This window comes from Streptomyces sp. SID486 (assembly GCF_009865385.1).
Lineage (GTDB): Bacteria > Actinomycetota > Actinomycetes > Streptomycetales > Streptomycetaceae > Streptomyces.
Genome location: NZ_WWJT01000404.1, coordinates 1 through 25,158 on the forward strand (window position 1 = coordinate 1; position 25,158 = coordinate 25,158).

Sequence of the window (25,158 nt, forward strand, 5' to 3'; positions counted from 1 at the left end):
TGGGGGGCGCCGAACCCGCCCTGGGCCGGTGGCTGCGCCGGCGGCGGCGGGGCACCGAAGCCGCCGGGCTGCGGCGGCTGCTCCTGCGGTGCTCCGAACCCGCCCTGCGGCGGCTGGTCCTGCGGTGCTCCGAACTCGCCCTGCGGCGGCTGGTCGGGCGGCTGAGTCATCAGCGCTGTTCCCCCTCGTTCACTGATTTTTAGCCACGCCCTGAGGTTCGTGACAGACCCAAGGTCGTTCTCAGACAGTTTTCAGACGGCTCTTTCTATCACCCGGCACCGACAGTCCACGGGCCCTCGTCCGCCGCTGTTCCCAAGGGAGAACCGGCCCGTGATGCCGCCGTTACGCGCCTTCACGCCCCCTTCACGCGGCGCGCGCACCGGCCTTGCACGCGGCCGGATCGCGTCGCCCACGCCTCCCCCGCACGACCGGGGCGCGCGCCCTCACCCCACGACGGCGCGCGCTCCCCCTGTCACGCGTCCTCGGCCAGCTCCAGCCAGCGCAGCTCCAGTTCCTCGCGCTCCCCGGCGAGGTCCCGCAGCTGGGCGTCCAGTTCGGCCACCTTCGCGAAGTCGGTGGCGTTGTCGGCGATCCGGGCGTGCAGCTTGGCCTCCTTCTCGGAGACCTTGTCCAACTGGCGCTCGATCTTCTGGAGTTCCTTCTTCGCGGCGCGCTGGTCGGCGGCGCTCTTCTCGGCGCCGGCCGGCTTGGGCGCCGCGGCGGCGGTCTTCTCCGCGACGGCCTCCTCCATGCGCTGACGCCGCTCCAGGTACTCGTCGATACCTCGGGGCAGCATCCGCAGGGCGCCGTCACCGAGGAGGGCGAACACCCGGTCCGTCGTACGCTCCACGAAGAACCGGTCGTGGGAGATGACGATCATCGAGCCGGGCCACCCGTCGAGAACGTCCTCCAGCTGGGTGAGGGTCTCGATGTCGAGGTCGTTGGTGGGCTCGTCCAGGAAGAGCACGTTGGGCTCGTCCATGAGCAGCCGCAGCAGCTGGAGCCGTCGCCGCTCACCGCCGGAGAGGTCCCCGACCGGGGTCCACTGCTTCTCCTTGTTGAAGCCGAACGTCTCGCACAGCTGCCCGGCCGTCATCTCGCGCCCCTTGCCGAGGTCGACGCGCTCGCGGACCTGCTGCACGGCCTCCAGGACCCGCAGGGCGGGGTCGAGTTCGGCGACCTCCTGGGAGAGGTAGGCGAGCTTGACGGTCCTGCCGACGGCGATACGGCCGGCCGCGGGCTGCTCCTCGCCCTCGGTGCGGGCCGCCTGCGCCATGGCGCGCAGCAGCGAGGTCTTGCCGGCGCCGTTCACGCCGACGAGGCCGATCCGGTCGCCCGGCCCGAGCTGCCAGGTGACGTGCTTCAGCAGCACCTTGGGGCCGGCCTGCACGGTGATGTCTTCCAGGTCGAAGACGGTCTTGCCGAGCCGCGAGGAGGCGAACTTCATCAGCTCGCTGCTGTCCCGGGGCGGCGGCACGTCCGCGATCAGCTCGTTGGCGGCCTCGACCCGGAAGCGCGGCTTGGACGTGCGCGCGGGGGCGCCGCGGCGCAGCCAGGCCAGCTCCTTGCGGACCAGGTTCTGCCGCTTGGCCTCCTCCGTGGCGGCGATCCGCTCGCGCTCCGCGCGGGCGAAGACGTAGTCCGAGTAGCCGCCCTCGTACTCGTACACGTCGCCGCGCTGCACGTCCCACATGCGCGTGCAGACCTGGTCGAGGAACCACCGGTCGTGGGTCACGCACACCAGGGCCGAGCGCCGGTTCTGCAGGTGCCGGGCGAGCCAGGCGATGCCCTCGACGTCGAGGTGGTTGGTGGGCTCGTCCAGGACGATCAGGTCCTGTTCCTCGATGAGCAGCTTGGCGAGCGCGATCCGGCGCCGCTCGCCACCGGAGAGCGGCCCGATGACGGTGTCGAGCCCCTTGGGGAAGCCCGGCAGGTCCAGCCCGCCGAACAGTCCGGTCAGCACGTCCCTGACCTTGGCGTTGCCGGCCCACTCGTGGTCGGCCATGTCGCCGATGACCTCGTGGCGGACGGTCGCGGCGGGGTCGAGGGAGTCGTGCTGCGTGAGCACGCCGAGGCGGAGCCCGCCGGAGTGGGTGACCCGTCCGGTGTCGGTCTCCTCCAGCTTGGCGAGCATCCGGATGAGGGTGGTCTTGCCGTCGCCGTTGCGCCCGACGACCCCGATCCGGTCCCCTTCCGACACACCGAGCGAGACGCCGTCCAGCAGGGCACGGGTGCCGTACACCTTGCTGACGTTCTCGACATTGACCAGGTTGACGGCCATTTCACTCCTGTGCGCGGGGCTGTGTCGGCATGCGGCTCAGCCGCGGGGGTCAGCCTTCTAGCGTAGGGCCTCGGGGGGTGGGGGCGGGGAGCGAGGGGGCATCGGGTACGGCGGTGCAGCCGGCGCCGGCCGGCGGGACGTCCCGTGCGCGCGGCCGGACCGCGGACGGGCTGATCGCGTCCGACGCGCTTGGCCCCCCCTGGAGGACCGTCCGCACTCCGCCCCCTACAGGACTTGCGCTCCGCCCCTGGAGGACCGTCCGCGCTCCGCCCCCTACAGGACCGTCGCGCCCGGCACCGGCGCCGCCGCCGTGCGTACCGTGCGGCAGGTGCCGGAGGACCGGAGGGCCTCGGCCACCTTCTCCGCCGACCCGGCGTCGCGCGTGAGGAAGGCGGTCGTGGGCCCGGATCCCGAGACCAGCGTGGCGAGGGCGCCGGCCTCGCGCCCGGCCTCCAGCGTGCGGGCCAGCTCGGGGAACAGGGACAGCGCGGCCGGCTGGAGATCGTTGGCCGTGGCCGCCGCCAGCGCGTCCGCGTCTCCCTTCGCCAGCGCCTCCAGCAGCTCGGCCGAGGCCACCGGCTCGGGGATCTCCCGGCCCTCGGCGAGCCGGTCGAACTCGCGGAAGACCGCCGGCGTGGACAGCCCGCGCGCGGCCATCGCGAACACCCAGTGGAAGGTGCCGCCGACCTCCAGGGGCGTCAGCAGCTCGCCGCGTCCGACGCCCAGCGCCGCGCCGCCGACCAGGCTGAACGGCACGTCACTGCCCAGCTCGGCGCAGATCGCGAGGAGTTCCGCGCGGGAGGCGCCGGTACCCCAGAGCGTGTCGCAGGCCAGCAGCGCGCCCGCGCCGTCCGCGCTGCCGCCCGCCATGCCGCCGGCGACCGGGATGTCCTTGGCGATGTGGATGTGCACGGCCGGCTCGACGCCCCGGCGCCCGGCGAGGGCGAGGGCCGCGCGCGCGGCGAGGTTGGTGCGGTCCAGCGGGACCTGGCCGGCGTCCGGTCCCGCGCAGGTGACCCGCAGTTCGTCGGCCGGGGTCACGGTGACCTCGTCGTACAGGCCGACGGCGAGGAAGACGTTGGCCAGGTCGTGGAACCCGTCCGGGCGGGCGGCGCCCACGGCGAGCTGGACGTTGACCTTGGCCGGGACCCTGACCGTGACGCTCACTCGCCCGTCCCCTCGTACGCGTGCCGGTTTTCGGCGATGCGCGCGAACTCCTCGACCGTCAGCGACTCCCCGCGCGCCTGCGGGGACACCCCGGCCGCGACCAGGGCCGCCTCGGCCGCCGCCGCGGACCCGGCCCAGCCGGCGAGCGCCGCCCGCAGCGTCTTTCGGCGCTGGGCGAAGGCCGCGTCGACGGCGGCGAAGACCTCGTGCCGGGACGCGGTGGTCTTGATCGGTTCCGTCCGCCGGACGAGGGAGACGAGCCCGCTGTCGACGTTCGGCGCGGGCCAGAAGACGTTGCGGCCGATGGCACCGGCCCGCTTCACCTCCGCGTACCAGTTGGCCTTCACGGACGGCACTCCGTACACCTTCGAGCCGGGCGCGGCGGCGAGCCGGTCGGCGACCTCGGCCTGCACCATCACCAGCGTCCGCTCGATGGTGGGGAAGGTGTCGAGCATGTGCAGCAGCACGGGGACGGCGACGTTGTACGGCAGGTTCGCCACCAGGGCGGTCGGCGCGGGGCCGGGCAGCTCGGCGACGTGCATCGCGTCGGAGTGGACCAGCGCGAACCGGTCGGCCCGCTCCGGCATGCGCGCGGCGATGGTGGCGGGCAGCGCGGCGGCCAGGACGTCGTCGATCTCCACCGCGGTGACCCGGTCGGCGACCTCCAGCAGGGCGAGGGTGAGCGAGCCGAGCCCCGGTCCGACCTCGACGACCACGTCATCGGAGCGGACGTCGGCGGTGCGGACGATACGGCGGACCGTGTTGGCGTCGATCACGAAGTTCTGGCCGCGCTGCTTGGTGGGACGGACACCGAGCGCTGCCGCGAGCTCACGGATGTCGGCGGGGCCGAGGAGGGCGTCGGGGAGGGGGCTGCTCACGGGACAAGGGTACGGGCCCGCCCGTACCCCTCCCGCCCCCGCCGGGTGACCGGCCACCGGGCGGACGGCGGAATGCCGGGCGGACGGCGGGGCGCCGGGGTGCAGGGCCGGGCGGGCGGCCCGAGTGGAACGTGCGGCGGCGGGCGGTCCGGGCGGGACATGCGGCGGCGGACGGTCCGGGTGGGCCGTGGCGGGGGCCCGCGGTGGGGTCCCCGGGCGCGGGGCTGTACGGCGGCGGACCGCCCGGGGGGCGTGGTCACTTGTGCAGGCGGGCGCCGCAGTGGGGCCAGGGGGTCGTGCCGCGGCTCATGTACAGCTTCTTCGCGCGGTACGTCTGCTCCTCCGCGGGAGCGTCCTGGGGGCGCCCGCTGCCGCCGAGACTGTGCCATGTGCGCGTGTCGAACTGGTACAGCCCGCCGTACGTCCCCGAGGGGTCGACCGCGTCCGGCCGGCCGCCGGACTCGCAGACGGCGAGCCCGTGCCAGTTCAGGTCGTCGGCGCCGTGCACGGAGGCCGGCCGCGGCTTGGTGCCCACCTTCACCATCTGCTTGCGTGGCATGCGCACCACCTCGGACCTCTCGCGGCGCGGCTTCTCCCCGACCCCGTTGACGGTACGCACGAGATAGGTGATGCGGCGCAGTCCGGGCCGGCCGGGGCGGGCCACGACCTCGGTGCCCTTGAACAGCGACGGGTCCTCGGACCGCTCGACCTCGAACGGGATCTGCTCCTCGCGGATCTCGCGCCGGCCGCTCACCCGCAGCACGGTGACCGTCTGCCCGTCCCGCGGGAAGCTGTCGGGCGCGACGGAGGTGGTGTCCTGGCCGTGCAGGGTGATCCCGGCCTCCTCGATGGCCTCGCGGACGGTGGCCGCGTTGGTGCGGACGGTGCGGGCCCGGCCGTCCGCCATGACCGTGACCGCGCGCTCGGTGCGCACGTCGAGCGCGAGGCCGGCGCGGCCGATGCGCTGGGAGCGCGAGGTGGACAGGTAGGCGCCCTCGGCCCGCACGCCCAGCTCGTCCAGCGCGCCCTCCACCGTGTGCGCCGTCGTCCAGACCTCGTGCCGGCGGCCGTCCAGCGTGAGCCGTACGGGGCGCCCGTACCGCACGGCGACGGCGTCACCGCTGGCGAGTGCCGCGCCGGGGGCGGGTGTGATCACGTCGTGCGCCCCGGTGGCCACGCCCTGCTCGGAGAGGAGTTCGCCGACGTCGTCGGCGAAGGTGTGCAGGGTGCGCGGTCTGCCGTCGACGTTCAGCTCGACCGCCTTGTCCTCGGCGACGAAGGCGGTGGTGCCACCGGCGAGGAAGGCGACGACCAGCGCCTGCGGCAGCAGGCGGCGCACGGCGGAGTCCGGGCGCTCGGTGTAGCGCGCCCGGCGCCGCCGCGCGGCCCGTCCCGCCGGCCCGGCCTGCGCGGCGTACTCGTCGCTCTCGTCGCACTCGTCGGACTCGTCGGACTCGTCGCGCTCGACGTCCACCCCCGCGTCCACGGCGTGCGGGCCGTCCCAGCCCGCCCCTTCCGTCGGCGACCCGGCCCCGCCCTGCCGGGGCAGCACGCGCTGCTCTGTCCCGCCCGGGTGGACCGCCGCCTGCGCGAACGCCCCCGTCTCGTAGGCGGGCCGGTACGTGTCCTCGTACTCCGTGCGCTCCGTCCCGTACCGCGTGCCGTACTCCGCGCCGCGTCCGGTCCCGCACCCGGCTGCGTACCCGGTCTCGCACGGCGTGCCGTCGCGCCCGGCCGCCCCGTGCGGTGCCGTGTCGTACACCGGCGTCCCGTACCCCACCGTCTCCGCGTCGTGCAGGCCGGGCCACGCGCCGCCCGGTGCGCCCGGTGGCGCGGCATAGGGGCCGTACGCCGCGAAGGTCTCGTACTGAGTGTTGCTCACGCCGACACGCTCCAGAGGGCCCGAAGGCCAGAGGGGTCCGGATCGGGCCCAGAACCTAGCGGAGCGCCGGTCACTCTCCAAAGCGGCGCGACCACGCATCGTCACGGCGGGATGCCGGCCGCATCCCGCCGGGCGTTATCGGCCGGTTACGATCGATACACTCTCAGTAACCGAAAGCGCGGGCCGTGTTCGCGCCCAGCGCCGTCGCCAGCACGTCCTCGTCGACACCGCGCACGGCCGCCATCGCGCGGACCGTGACCGGAACGAGATACGGGGCGTTGGGCCGTCCGCGGTACGGCGCCGGGGTCAGGAAGGGCGCGTCGGTCTCCACGAGGACCAGTTCCGCCGGGGCGACGGCGAGGGCGTCCCGCAGGTTCTGGGCGTTCTTGAAGGTGACGTTGCCGGCGAAGGACATGAAGTACCCCTCGCGGGCGCAGATCTCGGCCATCTCGGCGTCACCCGAGTAGCAGTGGAAGACGGTGCGCTCGGGGGCGCCCTCCTCCTTCAGGATCCGCAGCACGTCGGCGTGGGCGTCGCGGTCGTGGATGACGAGCGCCTTGCCGTGCCGCTTGGCGATCTCGATGTGGGCGCGGAAGGAGCGCTCCTGGGCGGCCTTGCCCCCGGGGCCGGTGCGGAAGTGGTCGAGGCCGGTCTCGCCGACGCCTTTGACCTGGGGCAGCCCGGCGAGCCGGTCGATCTCGGCGAGTGCCTCGTCCAGCGCCGCGTCGCCGCCCGGCCCCCGGGCGCCCTGCCGGGACCAGCCGTCGGGGTCGCCGTGCACGATGCGCGGCGCCTCGTTGGGATGGAGGGCGACGGTGGCGTGGACGTTCTCGTGGGCGGCGGCGGTCTCGGCGGCCCACCGCGAGCCCTTGATGTCGCAGCCGACCTGGACGACCGTCGTGACGCCCACCGAAGCGGCCTTGGCCAGGCCCTCCTCGACCGTGCCGGACTGCATGTCCAGGTGGGTGTGGGAGTCGGCGACGGGCACCCGCAGGGGTGCCGGGAGCGGCGGTGCCGCGTTCTTGTCGTCGCCCTTGGGGTGCGGGCCGGCGTTCGAAGGCATGCCCCGATCCTACGAAAGGGGCATGCCTTCGCGGACCGGCGCCGGGTTCAGCCGGCCTTGCGCTGGAAGGGGTGCAGGATGTCGGAAAGGTGCCAGTGGTGCGGTTCCCCGGCCGGCGCGGCCTCGCGCGCGTCCCTGGCCGGCGCGGGCACCTGCGGCGCCTCGGCCGGCCCGGCCTGCGGTACCGGGTGGTGCCGCCGTTCCGCGACGCTGCGCACGGAGGAGACCTGGCCCGCACGCATGATGCGGACGACATGGCCGTCGCAGTTCTGGCAGCTGGGCCGGCTCAGCGGCGACGGCACGACGCGGCCGTCGGCCACGTAGAGCACGAACTCCGCTCCCTCGGCGTCCGTGTGGTGCTCTATCTCGTACGACTGCTCCCAGCCGTGCCCGCAGCGCATGCAGGCGAACGAATACGACTCGTGAACGACGGCTGTGGCCGTACCGCGGAGGCCGGTGCGTCCTGCTATGTCACTCATGCCAGCTCCCTGTTGCGCGGGTGCGTCCCTGATGGACGGGTGCGTCCCTTCGACCAGTGGACGCCTCCACCGGCGTGAATGCATCAGCCCTGTCGACTGTTGGAGGCGATTTGGACTCTGCTTGCCCAATCACCCCGGATGGGAAGCGTGGGCTTTGCCTTCCTCGTCAGCCTTTTGCCCGGCCATGGGACGCGCGCTCAGCCGACGCGCGCCGCGCTCAAAAGGGTGTTCCGGCAGGTCGGTGGCGTGTGCGCGGACGTGTTCCGCGTGTGTTCCGAGAGGCGTTCAGCCGACCGCGGCACATGACGCGAAAGGCGTCCAACCAGCCGCGGCACATCATGCGAAAGGCGTTCAGCCGACCGCAGCACAGAGCGCAAAAGGCGTTCAGCCGGCCGCGGCACAGAGCGCAAAAGGCGTTCGGCCGGCCGTCGCGGAAGGCGTTCGGCCGGCCGTCACGAAAGGCGTTCAGCCGGCCGCGTTCTTGGCCGCGACCACCGCGTCGAACACCACTCGCTTGGGCAGTCCCGCGTCCGCGGCCACCGCCGCGATGGCCTCCTTGCGGCGCTCGCCGGCCTCCTCACGCACCCGCACCCGCCGGACCAGCTCCGCGGCGTCCAGCTCCTCGGGCCCGGTCTCCGGCGCGCCCTCGACCACGACCGTGATCTCCCCGCGCACGCCCTCCGCGGCCCACCGCGCCAGCTCGGCCAGCGGACCGCGCCGTACCTCCTCGTAGGTCTTGGTCAGTTCGCGGCAGACGGCGGCCCGCCGGTCCGCGCCGAAGACCTCGGCCATGGCGGCGAGGGTGTCGTCCAGCCGGTGCGGGGCCTCGAAGTAGACGAGGGTGCGCCGCTCGGCCGCGACCTCGCGCAGCCGGGACAGCCGCTCGCCCGCCTTGCGGGGCAGGAACCCCTCGAAGCAGAACCGGTCGACGGGCAGCCCGGACAGGGCGAGCGCGGTGAGCACGGCGGACGGCCCGGGCACGGCGGTGACCCGGATGTCCTGTTCCACGGCGGCTGCGACCAGCCGGTAGCCGGGGTCGGAGACGGAGGGCATGCCGGCGTCGGTCACCAGCAGCACGCGCGCGCCGCCGAGCAGCTCCGTGACCAGCTCGGGGGTGCGGGCCGACTCGTTGCCCTCGAAGTACGAGATCACCCGGCCCTTGGGCGTGACGCCCAGCGCCTGGGTGAGCCGGCGCAGCCGCCGGGTGTCCTCGGCGGCGACCACGTCGGCGCCGGCCAGTTCTTCGGCCAGCCGGGGCGGCGCGTCCGCGATGTCGCCGATGGGGGTACCTGCGAGGACAAGGGTTCCAGTCACCCCCCCATCCTCCCAGGAGTCCGGGGGCCGGTTCCGGGCGCCCGCGAACGGGGGGAATCCGACCGTGTCCCGACCGGTACCGCACATGCACGGGACTCGCACAGCACGGTTCCCTACGATGGCGCGGTGACCAGTACCGCGTCCTCCATGGACCTCCGGCAGGACCAGGCACCGCACGACCGGCGGCCGTCGTGGCAGCAGCGGCTGCGCCGATTCGGGTACGTACCGGCCAAGGACGCGCCCTCGGGCGACGTACGCGACCGGCTGGTGCCGCCGTACGCGGAGCCGAGCCCCCGGCTGTGGCGGGCGCTCGGCGCGTCGCCGGTCCTCGCCTCGCGGATCACCCGCTGGTCGGGCTGGGGCGGGCCGCTGCTGGTGACGCTGCTGGCGGGCGTGCTGCGGTTCTGGCACCTGGGCAGCCCGCGCGCGGTGATATTCGACGAGACGTACTACGCCAAGGACGCCTGGGCGCTCGTCCACCGCGGTTTCGAGGTCAGCTGGGACCAGTACGGCAAGAACGCCAACGACCTGGTGCTCCAGCGGCACGGCCGGCTGGCGGTGCCGGTGGACCCGGCGTACGTGGTGCACCCGCCGGTCGGCAAGTACGTGATCGGGCTCGGCGAGATGCTCTTCGGGTTCGACCCGTTCGGCTGGCGGTTCATGACGGCGCTGCTGGGGACGCTGAGCGTGCTGATGCTGTGCCGGATCGGGCGCCGCATCTTCCGCTCGACGTTCCTGGGCTGTCTCGCGGGCGCGCTGATGGCGGTGGACGGCCTGCACTTCGTGATGAGCCGGACCTCGCTGCTCGACGGCGTGCTGATGTTCTTCGTGGTGGCCGCGTTCGGGTGTCTGGTCGTCGACCGGGACCGGGCGCGGGAGAGACTGGCCGCCGCGCTGCCCGTGCTGCCGGACGGCCGGGTCCGGCCGGACGCGGACGTCGCCGACGCCTTCCGCTTCGGGTGGCGCCCCTGGCGCTGGGCGGCCGGCGTGATGCTGGGCCTGGCCGCCGGCACGAAGTGGAACGGCCTGTACGTCATGGCCGCGTTCTGTGTGCTGACGGTCCTGTGGGACGTCGGCACCCGCCGGGTGGCCGGCGCGCACCGCCCGTACCTGGCGGCCCTCAAGTACGACACCGGCATCGCCTTCGTGGCGACGGTCCCGGTGGCGCTGGTGGTCTACGTGGTGTCCTGGACCGGCTGGATCCTCTCCCCGGCCGACGGCACGGGCGGCTACTACCGCAACTGGGCGGCCACCGACGGCAAGGGCGGCACCTGGTCGTTCCTGCCGGACTGGCTGCGCAGCCTGTGGCACTACGAGCACGAGGTCTACAAGTTCCACGTCCACCTGGACCAGCCGCACACGTACCAGTCCAACCCGTGGAGCTGGATCGTGCTGGGCCGCCCGGTGTCGTACTTCTACGAGTCCCCCTCCCCCGGCGCGGACGGCTGCCCGGCGGACGCGGGCGAGAAGTGCGCCCGCGAGGTGCTGGCGCTCGGTACGCCGCTGCTGTGGTGGGCGGCCTGCCTCGCGATCGCCTACGTCCTGTGGCGCTGGGCGTTCCGCCGCGACTGGCGGGCCGGTGCCATCGCGTGCGGGATCGCGGCCGGCTACCTGCCCTGGTTCCTGTACCAGGAGCGGACGATCTTCCTCTTCTACGCGGTCGTCTTCCTGCCGTTCCTGTGTCTGGCGGTGGCGATGATGATCGGCGCGATCATCGGCCCACCGGGCTCCGGCGACACCCGCCGCCTGGTGGGCGCGGTGGCGGCGGGCGTACTGGTACTGCTGATCGCCTGGAACTTCATCTACTTCTGGCCCCTGTACACCGGCACCGCCATCCCCATCGACCAGTGGAGATCGCGGATGTGGCTGGACACCTGGGTCTAGCAGGGTGGACACGCGAGGACGGCCCGGCACGATGCCGGGCCGTCTTGGTCGTTGTTGGCCGTCGGAGGTCGTCGCTGGCCGCCCTCAGACGGCCCGGAGACGGCCCCGTCCCGCTGGCCTAGTTGGGAGATTCACAGACCGCGCGGGTAGTCCTTGCTGTCCAGCGCTAACGGTCTAACGCACCGGCGACCTCCACGTCTGCCCCACGGAGTGAGACCCAGACATGGCAAGATCACTCCCACAGGATGACGGCGTCAGGAGGGCTCCGTGGGAAGCCATCTACCAGACTTCATGCTGATCGAAGCCAGTTCTGCGATTTCTGCGATTTGCAAGTGCTGGCCCGGTTCGGCACTCACAGCGAAGCAGCCCACATCCGCGGCCTCGGTCGCCCGCTGTCCAGCCTGCTCGTTCTCTGCCCTAACCACCGAGTCCAGTTCGACGCACTCGCCATCTACGCGGACGCCGATGACACCGTCCGTGTGACCGCCGACGGCACCTTCAAGGCCGGCCCCGTCGGCACCCCGCTCACCGGATCAACAAGGCACATCTCCGGTATCACCATGCTCTTGGCGGCAGGGCCACGAGTAGCCGCACATGCCCCTTGGCCCTCGGCTAACGGGCAGCAGGCGCCAGCGCAGCAGCTGTACAGCGGACTTAGTTCACCACTACGACCTGCGGCTTTTCGCGTATGGCCTACCGTCGTGGGACACCTGGGGAAACAAGGGTCGGCCGAGGAATCTATTCAGGGGTCCAGCGCAGGCGATGGGGCCTCTTTAAGGCAAGCCTTAGATACTATTTTGTCCTAAACATGACCAACCTTGCTCCTACGTGACCACGCCCCTGCTAGCGTCAGCCGCGACAGTCACCAGAGGGAGGCTCGTTGTTACACGACAAAGTCCGCAAAGCAGTACAGGCGGCAGGCGTCATCGGTGCGGCCACTGTGCTAGGCCTTGCCACATCCACCTCCGCTAGCGCCCACGTCGTCTATCAGGACGAAGAGGTGTGGTCGAACTCCGACAGTTCAAAGTGTGAGTACACCTATTCCGAAGTCTCTCACGGCGGCCGCGGAGGCTACACGAAAACCCAAGGCCATGCCGGACAAAATGGAACCGGAATCGGCGGCTGCATTTTCCCCTACGAGCGCCCAGCCGGCAACCTCGAAGTGGGCTACCAATATATGAAGTACAACGGCAGTACATGGTACGTCTGCCGTGAGTATATGAGCGGCATCTACAACACCAAAAAGACCAGCATCCTCACAACCAGCTACGACTTCGGCGTATACCCCCCGTGTGGAGGCGGCGACTACGCCACCAAGGCGGGCTCCGGCCTCTACTACGGCGGCACTTGGTACGGCCGTAACGTCCCGATTTGGTCCGGATCCCACTTCATCGAACCGTAGAGCGGAAGGTGCCACATGAGCAAGATTCTTACCGGAGCCGTCGCCGCAGCAGCACTCATCATCGCCGGCGGGGCAGCAGCATCATCCGCGATGGCAACCGATACGGGGCACACGCCGCCGCCACCGCCGGCGTGGGTAAACGCTGACGGAACGACCGACGTCAGCAAGATTCCCGACAAGCTCCCCGTCATGGGATCGGATGGGAAACCCCTCAAAGACAGAGACGGTAAGCAGGTCTACGTGCCAAGCGGCCAACAGCCGTCCACGCCTGGATTAGGCCGTGCGGCGACAGACAATCCCGACGCCAAGCGCTGGACGGAGACCGACGGCAAGGGGCATACCATCGAGCACGTCGAAGTGGAGCCGACAGCTCCAGCTGCGGGCTGACACCGACTGACTGATGCGGAAGGGGAAGCATGCGCCCGGTCCTAACCCTGTGTGCATTGTGGTATTTCCTCCTCGGTGTCCTGCTGCTCGGAACTGGGCCCGCTTTCCTATCCGTCGTCGCCGCCGCCGCGCTGGGCGTCTGTTCGGCAACGCTGCTACGAGCAGTCGCTGCCTGGAAAAGTGACCGAGGCCGTGCCGTAAGCTCCGCGCGCCGTTCGTCCTGGGCGGTCCTAGCAATCTGCGGCATGTTCGCAGCGGTATGGGCCATCTCTGTCATGTCAGCCGGCGCATATCCCATGTTTTATGCAGCGCAAGCCAATGGAACGTTCCTCTCGCTCGGCGCCACAGCTTTACCTGCCCTTTTGGTGCTCATTTCCTCACGGGTTTCGCGATAACACAGGTCCACGTTTTCAGGTCACCAGAGTGCTCAGCGTGACGCCCTGCCGTACCGAGGACGATCAGAAGTCGAGTGCAGCCCCGACCGCCCGTCTCCAGCACGGACCGGGTGCTCGGGGCTCATATGCTCGGAGCCCATAGCGAGATGTCCCCACCTGGGTATGGCCGCGCGGACGCGCGAGGGCGGTTCCGTGTCGTGGCGGGCCGCCCTGCTGTGCGGCCTGGCTCTTCCGGCGGGTCCGGCGCACCGCACCTAGACTCGAGGGGACGGATCCCGCCGCGAGACCGCCCTGCCGGTGACCCGACCGTCGGTTTCGGTGCACAGGGTTGGGGATGTGCATGTCAGCTCCACGGAAGAGACGCGCGCGTATGGGGCTGGTGCCCCTTACCGCCGTCGCGGGTGGGCTGCTGGCCCTGCTGATCGGGCTCGCCTTCACGATGCTGCTGCGGTCGATCATCGGGCTCGGCGAGTCGGCGGCCGCCGGCCGCCACGCGCAGACGGCGCTCGCCCAGGCGAGGACGGTCGAGGGGCTCGTCGTCGACCTGGAGACGGGCCAGCGCGGCTTCGTCATCACCGGGGAGAAGCAGTTCCTCGAACCCTGGCAGACCGCCCGGACCACGTTCTCCGGCCAGGCGCGGCAGCTCGTGCGCCTCAGCACCACCCCCGGCCAGAAGATCCTGGCCCAGCAGATCCGGCAGGCCGGCGAATCCCTCATCCACGCCCACTCCATCCCGCTGGTGGCGGCCGCGAGCCGAGGGGATCCCCGGGCCCGCGGCGTGGCGGCGACGCTGGACGGCAAGCGGCGCGTCGACGCGCTCAGGAAGCAGTTCGACCGGTACGAATCGGCCCAGGAGGCGCTGGTCGCGACGCGGGAGAGCGCGGCCGACTCCGACGCCCGGGAGGCGGTCGTGGCGGGGTCGATCGGCCTCACCGGCTCGATGCTTCTCATCGCGGGCTTCGCCGGGTACGTGATCCGGGCCGTCGTCTGGCCGGTCCGCAAGGCGGCCGGCGTGGCGTCACGGCTCGCCGGCGGCGACCTCACCGTGCGGATGTCCGAGTCCGGCAGGGGTGAGATCGGTCAGCTCGGGACGGCGTTCAACACCATGGCCCGCTCGCTCGGGGAGAGCCGTGAGCAGGCCCGCAGCGCCCATGACCGCCTCGGGCTGCTGTACGAGGCCAGCATCGCCATCGGTACGACCCTCGACGCGCGGCAGACCGCACAGGAGCTGGTGCGCGTGCTGGTCCCGCGGTTCGCCGACTTCGTCACCGTCGATCTGGCCCTGCCGGTCCTGCTCGTCGACGAGCCGCTCGACGAGCACGGCGCGTGCGCTCGCCGCGTCGCCCTGGGCGGCGTCCGCGACGATCCCCCGCTCGACCCCGTGGGCTCGCGGATCGCTCTCGCGACCGCGACCGCGGCCGTCGTGCCGGACCTCCACACCTCCTGGGCATGGCAGGCCCGCCACGGCCGGCAGGCCGGCAGGCTGCTGGAGTACGGCATGCACTCGCTGATCACCGCCCCGCTGTACTCCCGGCGCACCCTTCTCGGCACGGTGGGCCTCTGGCGGGCGGACAACCCCGGCCCGTTCGCGGAGCACGACCTGTCCGACGCCGGGGAGATCGCGGCCAAGGCCGCCTCGGCGATCGACAACGCCCTCAGCTACGCCCGCGAGCACGACACGGCCCTGACGCTCCAGCGAAGCATGCTGCCCCACAGCCTCAGCCCTCCCGACGGCATCGAGATCGCCCACCGCTACCTGCCCGCGTCCGACGCCGGTGAGGTGGGCGGGGACTGGTACGACGTGGCCGCCATGACCTCCGGCAGGGCCGCCCTGTCCATCGGCGACGTCATGGGGCACGGCATCCCCGCCGCCGCCGTCATGGGGCAGATGCGCAGCGCACTGCGCGCTCTGGCCCGCCTTGACCTGGCCCCCGACCAGCTGCTGCACCAGCTCGACCGGACGATGCAGGATCTCGAGAGCCCGATCCTGGCCACCTGCCTGTACGGCGTGTGCGACACCGCGGCCAACCTCTGCCGGTTCGCCCGGGCCGGGCACCCCCCGCCCGCCCTGATCACCCCCGACGGCACCGCCCGCCTCGTCGACCTGCCCTCCGGCGCGCCCCTCGGCATCGGCGGCATCTCGTACACGACCACCGAGATCCCCCTCGCTCCCGGGACAGTGCTCGTCTTCTACACCGACGGGCTGGTCGAGGCGCGGGAGTACGACCTCGACGAGCGCCTGGACGAGCTCACCCGGCTCCTCGCCGGCGTCCATCCGTCCCTCGAGGAGCTGGCCGACACCCTCGTCGACCGCCTCGCCCCGGCCCCCGCGCAGGACGACATCGCCCTTCTCATCGCCCGGGTCGGCACCGCCACCCCCCGGTGAGCGCCCGGCCGCAGGGCGGGCGGCGGGACGGACTCGGCCCCACCGGCCCCCCCTACGCGGCCGGACACCCTGCCCGATCACGGTTCGACAACGCCTGCCACGACGGCACCGCAACCGCTTACAGTGCTCCCGGCACCTGCTTGAACATGTTCAACAGGGTGAACGGGAGGGGAGTCCGCGTCATGCGCAACGGGGTCAAGGCGGTCGTCATAGCCGGGGTGTGCGTCACCCTGCTGGGCGGTGCCGGATACGGGCTCTACAACTTCGCGTCCGCGGTGAACGGCGACGACGGCGGGGGCGCGGCCGCGGTGCGGACGGGTCCCCCGGACGGCTCCGAGGTGAAGGGTGCGACCGGGGCGTTCTTCGCCGCCTGGGAGAAGGGCGACGCGGCGACCGCGGCGTCGTACACGAACTACCCGGAGGCGGCCCAGGAACTGCTGGCGGCGTACGGCGGCGCGGCCCACATCGGCGCGGTGCGGATCACACCCGGCAGGGCCGCCGGTGACACGGTGCCGTTCACGGTGAAGGCGACGGTGTCGTACGCCGGCACGTCCCACCCGCTCGCCTACCGCAGCTCCCTGACCGTCGTGCGCGGCAGGACATCGCACCGCGCGCTGGTCGACTGGCAGCCCTCCGTGGTCCACCCGCGCCTGCGCACCGGGGACACCCTCACCACGGGTGAGTCGGCGGCTCCGGAGATCGAGGCCGTCGACCGTGACGGGAAGGTGCTGACCCGGGTGAAGTACCCCTCCCTCGGCCCGATCCTGGACGAGCTGCGCAGCCGTTACGGCGACCGGACCGGCGGCCGGCCCGGGGTGGAACTGGTGATACGCCATCAGGTGGCCGCGGACGGCGGCCGGACCGCGGACACCCCGCTCCTCACCCTGGCCAAGGGCAGGCCCGGAAAGCTCCCCACGACGCTGAGCGCGAGCGCCCAGGCGGTGGCCGAGGCGGCCGTCCTGAAGTACCCGGAGTCGTCCGTGGTGGCCGTCAGGCCGAGCACCGGCGAGATCCTCGCCGTCGCCAACAACCGCCGGGACGGCTTCGACGCGGCCCTCCTCGGCGAACGCGCCCCCGGCTCCACCATGAAGATCATCAGTGCGGCGACCCTGATCGACACCGGCAGGACCACCGCGGACGGACCCGCCCCGTGCCCGCCGTCGGCCGTCTGGCAGAGCCAGACCTTCCACAACCTGAAAGGCCTTCAGCCGGACGAGCACGCCACCCTCTCCGACAGCTTCGCCCGCTCCTGCAACACCGCCTTCGTGAAGTTCGCCGACGAGGTGAAGGTGGACTCCCTCACCGCGGAGGCCCAGGACCGGTTCGGGCTCGGGCGGAACAACTGGCAGATCGGGGTGCCGTCCTTCGACGGCCGGGTGCCCGCCTCCGGCGGCCCGGACACCGCGGCCGGCCTGATCGGCCAGGGCCAGGTGCAGATGAGCCCGCTGAACATGGCCTCCGTGACGGCGACCGCGAAGACCGGTTCCTTCCACCAGCCGGTGATCGTGCCGCTGAAGCTGGACGGCCGCGAACCGGCACGCGCACGCGGCCTGTCCTCCGGCACGAGCGGGCAGTTGCGCGCGATGATGAACCGCACCGCCCGCAGCGGCACCGCGGCCGGCGTGATGGCCGGGCTCGGCGGGGACGTCGGCGCGAAGACCGGTTCGGCCGAGGTCGACGGAGAGGCCAGGTCGGACAGTTGGTTCACCGGATACCGCGACGACGTGGCCGCGGCGGCCATGGTCCAGGACGGCGGGCACGGCATCGACGCCGCCGGGCCGATTGTCGCAAGCGTGCTACGGAACGCCGGCTGACGTCACCCGGGGAGGCGGGGACTTTAAGGTGATTGCCGTCGTTGGGGATTGTGAGGGCTGCGAAGACCCTGGGAAAGGCGCGGAGGAACGGAAACTGTGGGCAAGAGAAGGCGCGTCGCCGAGAGACGGAAGACCGGACCCGCGGTACTCGGCGGGATGATCGCCGTGGTGGTCGGCGGAGCCGGGTTCGGCGTCTACGCGCTGTACGACGGCGGGGCGGCGGCCGACGAGGGTTCCGCGGCCGGGCACAAGGCCGTGAAGACCGGCCCGCTCACCACGACCGAGGTCCGCACGGCCTCCACCCGCTTCCTCACCGCCTGGCAGCACGGCAAGGTCGCCGAGGCGGCGTCCGCCACCGACGAGCCCTCCACCGCCGGCAAGCTCCTCACCGGCTACGCCAAGGACGCCCACCTGAAGGACGTCACGTTCACCCCGGGGCCGGCGAAGGGCGCCGAGGTGCCGTTCGCCGTGCAGGCGACGGTGTCCTACCGGGGCTTCAGCAAGCCCTTGAAGTACGCCGGTTCGCTCACCGTCGTACGCCGCCCGGGTGACGGCGAGCCGCTGGTCGACTGGCACGCGGCCGTCGTCCACCCCGACCTGCGCGACGGCGACACCCTCGTGACCGGCGAGTCCGGCACCCCGCCCGTGAAGGCGCTGGACCGCGACGGGGGTGTCCTCGACACCGCCGACTACCCGTCCCTGGGGACGGTGCTGGACGGGCTGCGGGAGAAGTACGGCAAGCGGGCGGGCGGCACTGCGGGCGTGGAGCTGCGCGTGGTGCGCGGCAAGGCGTCCAAGGAGGCCAAGCTGTCCGACAAGACGCTGGTGGAGCTGAGCGAGGGCACCCCGGGCACCGTGCGGACCACCCTCAGCCCGGGTCTCCAGGCGGCGGCCGAGAAGCAGGTGGCCAAGCGCCCGCGTGCCTCCGTGGTCGTCCTGCGCCCCTCGACCGGTGAGATCCTCGCGGTCGCCAACAACGGGCACGGCTTCAACACCGCCTTCCAGGGCTCCCTCGCCCCCGGCTCCACCATGAAGGTCATCACGTCGTCGCTGCTGCTCGACAAGGGCCTGACCGCGCCGGACAAGGCGCACCCGTGCCCGAAGACGTTCACCTACGGCGGCTGGAAGTTCCACAACGACGACGACTTCGAGATCAAGGGCGGCACCTTCAAGGCGAGCTTCGCCCGCTCCTGCAACACCGCCTTCATCAGCCAGGCGAAGAAGCTGAAGGACGACGACCTGACCAAGCAGGCCCAGCAGGTGTTCGGGCTGTCGATGAACAACTGGGCGATCGGCGTGCCCACCTTCGACGGCTCGGTACCGGTGCAGTCGGCGGCCCAGATGGCGGCCTCGCTGATCGGCCAGGGCGGGGTGCGCATGAACCCGCTGAACATGGCCTCGGTCGCGGCGACCGTGCGGTCGGGCACCTTCCACCAGCCCTACCTGGTCGCGCCGTCCTTCGACCACCGCACGCTGGCCACCGCCTCACGCACCATGTCGGCCAGGACGCTGTCCCAGCTGCGCGAGCTGCTGCGGTACACGGCCGCGTCCGGCACCGCCGCGGAGGCCATGGCGGGGCTCGGCCCGGACTACGGCGCGAAGACCGGCTCGGCCGAGGTCGACGGCCAGAAGAAGCCGAACGGCTGGTTCACCGCCTACCGGGGCGACCTCGCCGCCGCGGGCGTGGTCGAGGCGGGCGGGCACGGCGGCGACACGGCCGGCCCCGTCGTGGCGGCACTGCTGAAGCTCGGGAGCTGATCAGGTCGGCACCGGCTCGGCGATGTAGGTCCGCACCAGGAACCTGAGCAGGGTCTTCGACTCGAACTGCACCACTTCCACGCCGTGGTCGGTGTGGAACTCGACGACGGCCTGGACCCGGCCGCAGGGCCACACCCGGACGTCGCCGCTCGCCGCCGGCGTCAGCAGACCCCGTTCGAGCAGCGCGCGGGAGAAGGTCCACTCGTGGGGACCGGGCAGGCCGACCCGGACCGACCGGGGATCACTGTCGGGGTCGTACCGCAGCACGACGGGTACGGCCCCCGGGTCCTCCTCGTCCGTGACGATATGGGCGCGCGCGTACTGTTCGACCACAGACATCGGACCGCCCTCTCACGCTCCGTGACCTAAGCGAAAGCTGTGCATCCGCTTTCCATCAAGCGTCGCACACTTTGCGGCACCCGCCCGGTGAAAGCCGAGAGCGCCTCTCTCTTGCAAACCATTCGCAAGACGGCTCTAAAATCGGCGGGTGCACGTACCTGACGGATTCATCGACGCCCCGACCTCCGCGGTCACCGGAGTGGTCGCCGCCGGCGCCCTCGCGGTGAGCCTGCGCGGCGCCCGCCGCGAACTCGACGAACGCACCGCGCCACTGGCCGGCCTGGTGGCGGCGTTCATCTTCGCCGTACAGATGCTGAACTTCCCGGTCGCCGCCGGGACCAGCGGCCATCTGCTCGGCGGCGCGCTGGCCGCGATACTCGTCGGCCCCTGCACGGCCGTGCTGTGCGTGTCGGTCGTGCTGCTCATGCAGGGCGTGCTGTTCGCCGACGGCGGCCTCACCGCGCTCGGCGTGAACATCACCGACATGGCGATCACCACCACCGTCGTGTCGTACGCCGTGTTCCGCGCCCTGCTGGCCGTGCTGCCCCGCAAGCGGCGTTCGGTCACGGTCGCCTCCTTCGTCGCCGCGCTGGTGTCGGTGCCGGCCGCCGCGGTCGTCTTCACCCTGATCTACGCGGTCGGCGGCACCACCGACGTCTCCATCGGCAAGGTCGCGACCGCCATGATCGGTGTGCATGTGCTGATCGGCATCGGCGAGGCGGTCATCACCGCGCTCACGGTCGGCGCCGTCATCGCCGTCCGCCCGGACCTGGTGCACGGTGCGCGCGGTCTGCGCCGGCGGCTCCAGTTGCGCGTCAACGGCGACCTGGTGGACGCCCCGGCGCTCGCACCGCCCACGGTGCCCGCGGCGCCACGCACCTCCCGGCGCACCCTGTGGGTGACCGGCCTGGTCACCTCGCTCGTCCTCGCCGGCTTCGTCAGCTTCTACGCCTCCGCGAACCCCGACGGCCTGGAGAAGGTCGCGCACGACAAGGGGATCGACAAGAAGGAGGAGAAGCACGCCTCGGCCGGCTCGCCGCTGGCCGACTACGGCGTCAAGGACGTCTCCGACGCCCGCCTGTCCGGCGGCCTCGCCGGGGTGATCGGCGTGGGCGTCACCGTCGTCGCGGGCAGTGCGGTGTTCTGGGCGCTGCGCAGGCGGCGCGACGCCGACGCGTCCCCCGTGAACACCGGCGTCTGACATGGGTGCCGGGCACGCGCACAGGCTCTACCGGCACGGGCACTCGCCCGTGCACGGCCTGCCGCCGCACACCAAGCTCGCCGCCGCGTTCCTGTTCGTGGTGGTCGTAGTGTCGACGCCGCGCGAGGCGATGTGGGCGTTCGCGGTGTACGCCGTACTGCTCGCGGCCGTCGCCCGCACCGCGCGGGTGCCGGCCGGCTTCCTGCTCAAGCGGCTGCTGATCGAGGTGCCGTTCGTCGCGTTCGCGGTGCTCATGCCGTTCGTGGCGGAGGGCGAGCGGGTGCACGCGCTGGGGCTGTCGCTGAGCGTGAACGGGCTCTGGGGCGCCTGGAACGTGCTCGCCAAGGGCACCCTCGGCGTCGCCGCCTCCGTGCTGCTGGCCGCCACGACCGAGCTGCGCGAGCTGCTGCTCGGGCTGCAGCGGCTGAAGCTGCCGCCGCTCCTGGTGCAGATCGCGTCCTTCATGATCCGTTACGGTGACGTCATCACCGACGAGATGCGGCGGATGAGGATCGCCCGGGAGTCGCGCGGCTTCGAGGCGAAGGGCGTACGGCACTGGGGCGTCCTCGCCAAGTCCGCCGGTGCGCTGTTCATCCGCTCCTACGAGCGCGGGGAGCGCGTGCACCTGGCGATGGTGAGCCGCGGCTACGCGGGCGCGATGCCGGTCATCGACGAGGTGACCGCGTCCGGCGCGCAGTGGCGGCACGCGCTGGGCCTCCCCTGCGCCGCCCTCGTCGTCTGTCTGCTGGGATGGGTCCTGTGAGTACTGCTACGCCCGCGTCCGCGCCCGTGCCCTCGCTGGAGGTCTCCGGCCTCGCCTTCGCCTACCCGGACGGGCACCAGGCCCTGTTCGGTGTGGACTTCTCCCTCGCCCGCGGCGAGCGGGTCGCCCTGCTCGGCCCCAACGGCGCCGGCAAGACGACCCTGGTGCTGCACCTCAACGGCATCCTGGGGGGCGGCACCGGCACGGTGACCGTCGCCGGGCTGCCGGTCGGCAAGGAGCACATGGCCGCGATCCGGCAGAAGGTCGGCATCGTCTTCCAGGACCCGGACGACCAGTTGTTCATGCCGACCGTGCGGGAGGACGTGGCGTTCGGGCCCGCCGCCGCCGGGATCAGGGGCGCGGCGCTGGAGGAGCGGGTGCGCACCGCCCTGGAACGGGTCGGGATGCAGGACTTCGCCGACCGGCCGCCGCACCACCTCTCCTTCGGGCAGCGCCGGCGCGTCGCGGTGGCCACCGTGCTCGCCATGGAGCCGGAGATCCTGGTCCTGGACGAGCCCTCCTCCAACCTGGACCCGGCCTCCCGCCGGGAGCTCGCCGACATCCTGCGCTCCCTGGACGTCACGGTCCTCATGGTCACCCACGACCTGCCCTACGCCCTGGAGCTGTGCCCGCGCTCGCTCGTCCTCAGCGACGGAGTGATCGTGGCGGACGGCCCGACCGGGACCCTGCTCTCCGACGACGCGCTGATGGGCGCGCACCGGCTGGAGCTGCCGTTCGGCTTCGATCCGCGCGCGGTGGCGCGGACGCCGGGGCGCTGACGGCACCCGCGGACGCCGCCAGGGGGTCCGCGGCGCCGAGGGGTCCGCGGTGCCGAGGGGTCCGCTGTGCCGAGACGCCCACGGTGCCGGGGCGTCCCACCATGCCGAGGCGTCTCCCCGTGCCGAGGCGTCTCCCCGTGCCGAGGCGTCCCCATGCCGAGGCGTCTCCCCGTGCCGAGGCGTCTCCCCGTGCCGAGGCGTCCCCATGCCGAGGCGTCTCCCCGTGGTGAGTGCCGAGGGGCCCCGGATGCCCCGAGGCGCCCCCCTTTACTGAGAGACATCTCACGCCCGTCCCGCCCCCCGCCGAGGAATCGCAGGCGGGAGGCCGCTGTTGCAGGCACTGTCTTGGGCGAGGGAAAGGGACGGCGGGCGTGGACGTGCACGGCACAGTGGCCGAGGGCTTCGAGCCGGTCAGGGAGGCGTTCGCGGCGAACTTCGCGCTGCTCGGCGAGCGCGGCGCGGCCGTGGCCGTCTACCGCGGCGGCCACCGGGTCGTGGACCTGTGGGCCGGAACCCGGGACGTGGACGGCGAGACCCCCTGGCAGCGCGGGACCGCGCAGATCGTGCGCTCCGCCACCAAGGGCGTCGCCGCCGCCGCGCTGCTGCTCCTGCACCAGCGCGGCGAGCTGGACCTGGACGCCCCGGTCGGCACGTACTGGCCGGAGTACAAGGCGGCCGGCAAGGAGCACACGCGTGTCTGGCACCTGCTCGCCCACCGAGCGGGCGTGCCGGCCCTGGACCGCCCCCTGACCCCCGCCGAGGCCGCCGACCCCGGTACCGGTGCCGCGGCGGTCGCCTCCCAGGCGCCGGCCTGGGAGCCGGGCACGGACCACGGCTACCACGCGCAGACCTACAGCTGGCTCACCGGTGAGCTCCTGCGCCGGATCACCGGCCGCCCGGTCGGCGAATGGCTGGCGGACGAGATCGCCGCACCCGTCGGCGCGGACCTGTGGCTCGGCCTGCCGCAGCCGCGCCAGGCGCACGTGGGCCGCGTCGGACCGGCCCGGACGCCCGAGACCGCCGGCGGCCTGAAGACCCGGCCCAAGCGCGCGGTGGCCGAGGCGTACGCCGACCCCGGCTCCCTCACCCGGCGCGCGTTCGCCGCGATCACCCCGCTCCCCGACGAGAACGCCCCCGCCTACCGGGCCGCCGCCCTGCCCGCCTCCAACGGCATCGCCACGGCCGACGGACTGGCCCGTCTGTACGCCTCGCTCATAGGCGACGTGGACGGCGGGACCCGCCTGTTCACCCCGCAGACCATGGAGCTGGCCCGCGCCGAGCGGTCCGCCGGAGCGGACCGCGTCCTGGTCGTCGGCACCCGCTTCGGCCTCGGGTACATGCTGCACGGCCCCGCGTCCCCGCTGCTCTCCCCCGGTTCCTTCGGCCACCCCGGCCGCGGCGGTGCCCTCGCCTTCGCCGATCCGGAGACCGGCATCGCCTTCGGCTACGTCACCAACGGGTTCCGGCAGAGTGTGACGGCCGACCCGAGGGCGCAGGCGCTCGTACGGGCCGTGCGCACGGCGCTCGCCTGATCCGACGGCGGCACCCGCGCGCCGGACGGCGTCACACGTGGATCGGGTGCGAGATCCGCCCGGAGTCCGCGTCGATCTCCTCGTGGGCCTTGGTCAGCAGCTGCATGGCGAGTTCGTTGAGCGCCCGGGCGCCGGCGATCTCCTCGCCGACCCGGGGCTGGTTCGCGTCGACGCGGTGCCTGCTGGCCCGCCCGTGCCCGCGTACCTCGGCGCCGTCGGGCAGGCGCACCATGGCCACCGCGCGGGTGTGCTGATCGTCCTCCATGAACTCCAGCTCGATGTGCCATCCGACAGGGGTGTGCATCATGACGACCACCTCCGACAATCGCTGCTTCCAGGGTGCGCCACCGCACCCCGGCCCGTCATGTCGGCACCGGGGCGGCGGTGCGGCGCCGCGCACGGCTGCGCGCGCCCTATCCGGGCCGCAGCATCAGCCCGATCCCCACGACCAGCAGGCCGGCCGCCGCGATGCGGGGAGCGCCGAAGCTCTCCTTGAAGAACAGCGCGCCGATGGCGGCGCCGACGATGATGGACGACTCGCGCAGCGCGGCGACCGGGGCGAGGGCGGCACGCGTCTGGGCCCACAGCACCAGGGCGTACGCGACGACGGACAGGGCGGCGCCGAGCAGGCCGACGGCCGCGTACGGGCGCAGCAGCCGTACCGTGTCGCCCCGCGCGCGTACGCAGAGGAACGCGGGGATGGCGGCCCCCTGGACGGCCATGAGCCACGCGGTGTACCCGAGGGGCGTGTGGGCGGCCCGTACGCCCAGACCGTCGATGACCGTGTAGGCGGCGACCGTGAGGCCGGTCGCGAGGGCCGCGCCGACGGCCGCCCAGTCGGGCCGGCTGCCGCGCACCCCCCACAGGCTGACGCCGGTCAGGCCGAGGCAGGACACGGCGATGCCGGCGCTCGCCCAGGCGCCGGGCACCTCGTGCGCGAAGACGGCCGCGAGCAGGGTGACCAGGAGCGGGGCGCTGCCGCGCGCGATGGGGTACGCCTGCCCGAAGTCGCCCAGCCGGAACGAGGTCATCAGCAGCGCGTAGTAGGCGATGTGCACGGCCGCCGAGACGAACAGGTACGTCCAGGCGGGGCCCGCCGGGAACGCCACGAACGGTGTCGCGGCGAGCCCGATCAGCAGCCCGCCGCCGGAGATCAGGGCGAAGCCGGCGAGCTTGTCGGTGACGCGGTGCGCGAGGGCGTTCCAGCCGGCGTGGGTGACGGCGGCGAGCAGTACGGCCGCCGCGACGAGCGGTGTCACGCGGTCCGCTCGCGCGACACCCCGTCCGCGCGGCCGTGCGCCCGCCGCGCTTCGGCGAACCGGGGACGGGACCGGGACCTCTCGGCGTCAGTGGCGGCTGTCGTCGTCATGACGGGCACGCTACGGCATCACCCGCGCGCGCTCACGGGGTCGGCGCTCGGCACGTCCCCCGGCCCCGGGAGGCCCCGCGACTGG

Annotated in this window: 20 protein-coding genes; 10 read left to right on the top strand and 10 right to left on the bottom strand. The window is 72.5% G+C overall.

What is annotated here, in order from left to right; all coding sequences use genetic code 11:
* Nucleotides 1-472 precede the first annotated feature (472 nt).
* The 7 genes from GT045_RS18985 to rsmI all read right to left on the bottom strand — a co-directional run bounded on the left by GT045_RS18985 (nt 473) and on the right by rsmI (nt 9,064).
* Nucleotides 473-2,281: an ABC-F family ATP-binding cassette domain-containing protein gene (locus GT045_RS18985; protein ID WP_161288458.1), complete on the bottom strand. Its 1,809-nt coding sequence runs from the start codon at nt 2,279-2,281 to the stop codon at nt 473-475.
* 273 nt (nt 2,282-2,554) lie between these two features.
* Entirely contained in the window at nt 2,555-3,448 is an 894-nt protein-coding gene (locus tag GT045_RS18990) for a 4-(cytidine 5'-diphospho)-2-C-methyl-D-erythritol kinase (RefSeq protein WP_161333947.1), read from the bottom strand.
* Nucleotides 3,445-4,326: a 16S rRNA (adenine(1518)-N(6)/adenine(1519)-N(6))-dimethyltransferase RsmA gene (gene rsmA, locus GT045_RS18995; RefSeq protein ID WP_161333946.1), complete on the bottom strand. Its 882-nt coding sequence runs from the start codon at nt 4,324-4,326 to the stop codon at nt 3,445-3,447. Before rsmA ends, GT045_RS18990 begins: the two co-directional genes overlap by 4 nt.
* A gap of 256 nt (nt 4,327-4,582) precedes the next feature.
* Nucleotides 4,583-6,208, bottom strand: a complete 1,626-nt coding sequence (locus GT045_RS19000; RefSeq protein WP_345942600.1) for a ubiquitin-like domain-containing protein — start codon at nt 6,206-6,208, stop codon at nt 4,583-4,585.
* Between the two features lie 163 nt (nt 6,209-6,371).
* Nucleotides 6,372-7,271 (bottom strand): TatD family hydrolase, encoded by a 900-nt coding sequence (locus GT045_RS19005; protein WP_161333945.1) that lies wholly within the window; start codon nt 7,269-7,271, stop codon nt 6,372-6,374.
* 47 nt (nt 7,272-7,318) lie between these two features.
* Entirely contained in the window at nt 7,319-7,750 is a 432-nt protein-coding gene (locus tag GT045_RS19010) for a hypothetical protein (protein WP_161333944.1), read from the bottom strand.
* Nucleotides 7,751-8,215: 465 nt separating this feature from the next.
* Nucleotides 8,216-9,064, bottom strand: a complete 849-nt coding sequence (rsmI, locus tag GT045_RS19015; RefSeq protein ID WP_161290593.1) for a 16S rRNA (cytidine(1402)-2'-O)-methyltransferase — start codon at nt 9,062-9,064, stop codon at nt 8,216-8,218.
* Between the two features lie 126 nt (nt 9,065-9,190).
* On the opposite strand from rsmI, the gene GT045_RS19020 reads away from it, so the two are divergent.
* From GT045_RS19020 to GT045_RS19045, 6 genes are all read left to right on the top strand, one after another.
* Complete coding sequence (locus tag GT045_RS19020; protein WP_161290595.1) at nt 9,191-10,948, top strand: phospholipid carrier-dependent glycosyltransferase; 1,758 nt, start codon at nt 9,191-9,193, stop codon at nt 10,946-10,948.
* Nucleotides 10,949-11,828: 880 nt separating this feature from the next.
* Nucleotides 11,829-12,350: a hypothetical protein gene (locus GT045_RS19025; protein ID WP_161333943.1), complete on the top strand. Its 522-nt coding sequence runs from the start codon at nt 11,829-11,831 to the stop codon at nt 12,348-12,350.
* Nucleotides 12,351-12,365: 15 nt separating this feature from the next.
* The gene (locus GT045_RS19030) at nt 12,366-12,737 is read left to right on the top strand and encodes a hypothetical protein (protein WP_161333942.1); all 372 of its coding nucleotides are present in this window, start codon (nt 12,366-12,368) and stop codon (nt 12,735-12,737) included.
* 765 nt (nt 12,738-13,502) lie between these two features.
* Entirely contained in the window at nt 13,503-15,518 is a 2,016-nt protein-coding gene (locus tag GT045_RS19035) for a SpoIIE family protein phosphatase (RefSeq protein ID WP_161333941.1), read from the top strand.
* A gap of 182 nt (nt 15,519-15,700) precedes the next feature.
* Nucleotides 15,701-17,332, top strand: a complete 1,632-nt coding sequence (locus GT045_RS19040) for a penicillin-binding transpeptidase domain-containing protein (protein WP_161333940.1) — start codon at nt 15,701-15,703, stop codon at nt 17,330-17,332.
* Between the two features lie 96 nt (nt 17,333-17,428).
* Entirely contained in the window at nt 17,429-19,090 is a 1,662-nt protein-coding gene (locus tag GT045_RS19045; protein ID WP_161297133.1) for a penicillin-binding transpeptidase domain-containing protein, read from the top strand.
* On the opposite strand, the gene GT045_RS19050 is transcribed toward GT045_RS19045, so the two are convergent.
* On the bottom strand, nt 19,091-19,429 hold the full coding sequence (locus tag GT045_RS19050) for an SsgA family sporulation/cell division regulator (RefSeq protein WP_161297135.1): 339 nt from the start codon (nt 19,427-19,429) through the stop codon (nt 19,091-19,093). It abuts the gene before it with no gap.
* Between the two features lie 148 nt (nt 19,430-19,577).
* Here GT045_RS19050 and GT045_RS19055 point away from each other — a divergent pair, with 148 nt between their 5' ends.
* The 4 genes from GT045_RS19055 to GT045_RS19070 all read left to right on the top strand — a co-directional run bounded on the left by GT045_RS19055 (nt 19,578) and on the right by GT045_RS19070 (nt 23,704).
* Nucleotides 19,578-20,630 carry an energy-coupling factor ABC transporter permease gene (locus tag GT045_RS19055; RefSeq protein ID WP_161297137.1) on the top strand — a complete coding sequence of 351 codons (1,053 nt, stop codon included), beginning with the start codon at nt 19,578-19,580 and terminating at the stop codon, nt 20,628-20,630.
* 1 nt (nt 20,631) lies between these two features.
* Nucleotides 20,632-21,393, top strand: a complete 762-nt coding sequence (cbiQ, locus tag GT045_RS19060; RefSeq protein WP_161333939.1) for a cobalt ECF transporter T component CbiQ — start codon at nt 20,632-20,634, stop codon at nt 21,391-21,393.
* Nucleotides 21,381-22,172: an ABC transporter ATP-binding protein gene (locus tag GT045_RS19065; protein WP_161333938.1), complete on the top strand. Its 792-nt coding sequence runs from the start codon at nt 21,381-21,383 to the stop codon at nt 22,170-22,172. Before cbiQ ends, GT045_RS19065 begins: the two co-directional genes overlap by 13 nt.
* A 371-nt stretch (nt 22,173-22,543) precedes the next feature.
* The gene (locus GT045_RS19070; protein ID WP_161333937.1) at nt 22,544-23,704 is read left to right on the top strand and encodes a serine hydrolase domain-containing protein; all 1,161 of its coding nucleotides are present in this window, start codon (nt 22,544-22,546) and stop codon (nt 23,702-23,704) included.
* 31 nt (nt 23,705-23,735) lie between these two features.
* Here the strand turns inward: GT045_RS19070 and GT045_RS19075 are convergent, their stop codons facing one another.
* Both GT045_RS19075 and GT045_RS19080 read right to left on the bottom strand, forming a co-directional pair.
* Entirely contained in the window at nt 23,736-24,011 is a 276-nt protein-coding gene (locus GT045_RS19075) for a DUF1876 domain-containing protein (protein WP_161297146.1), read from the bottom strand.
* 106 nt (nt 24,012-24,117) lie between these two features.
* Nucleotides 24,118-24,963 (bottom strand): EamA family transporter, encoded by an 846-nt coding sequence (locus GT045_RS19080; protein ID WP_161333936.1) that lies wholly within the window; start codon nt 24,961-24,963, stop codon nt 24,118-24,120.
* Between the last annotated feature and the right edge of the window lie 195 nt (nt 24,964-25,158).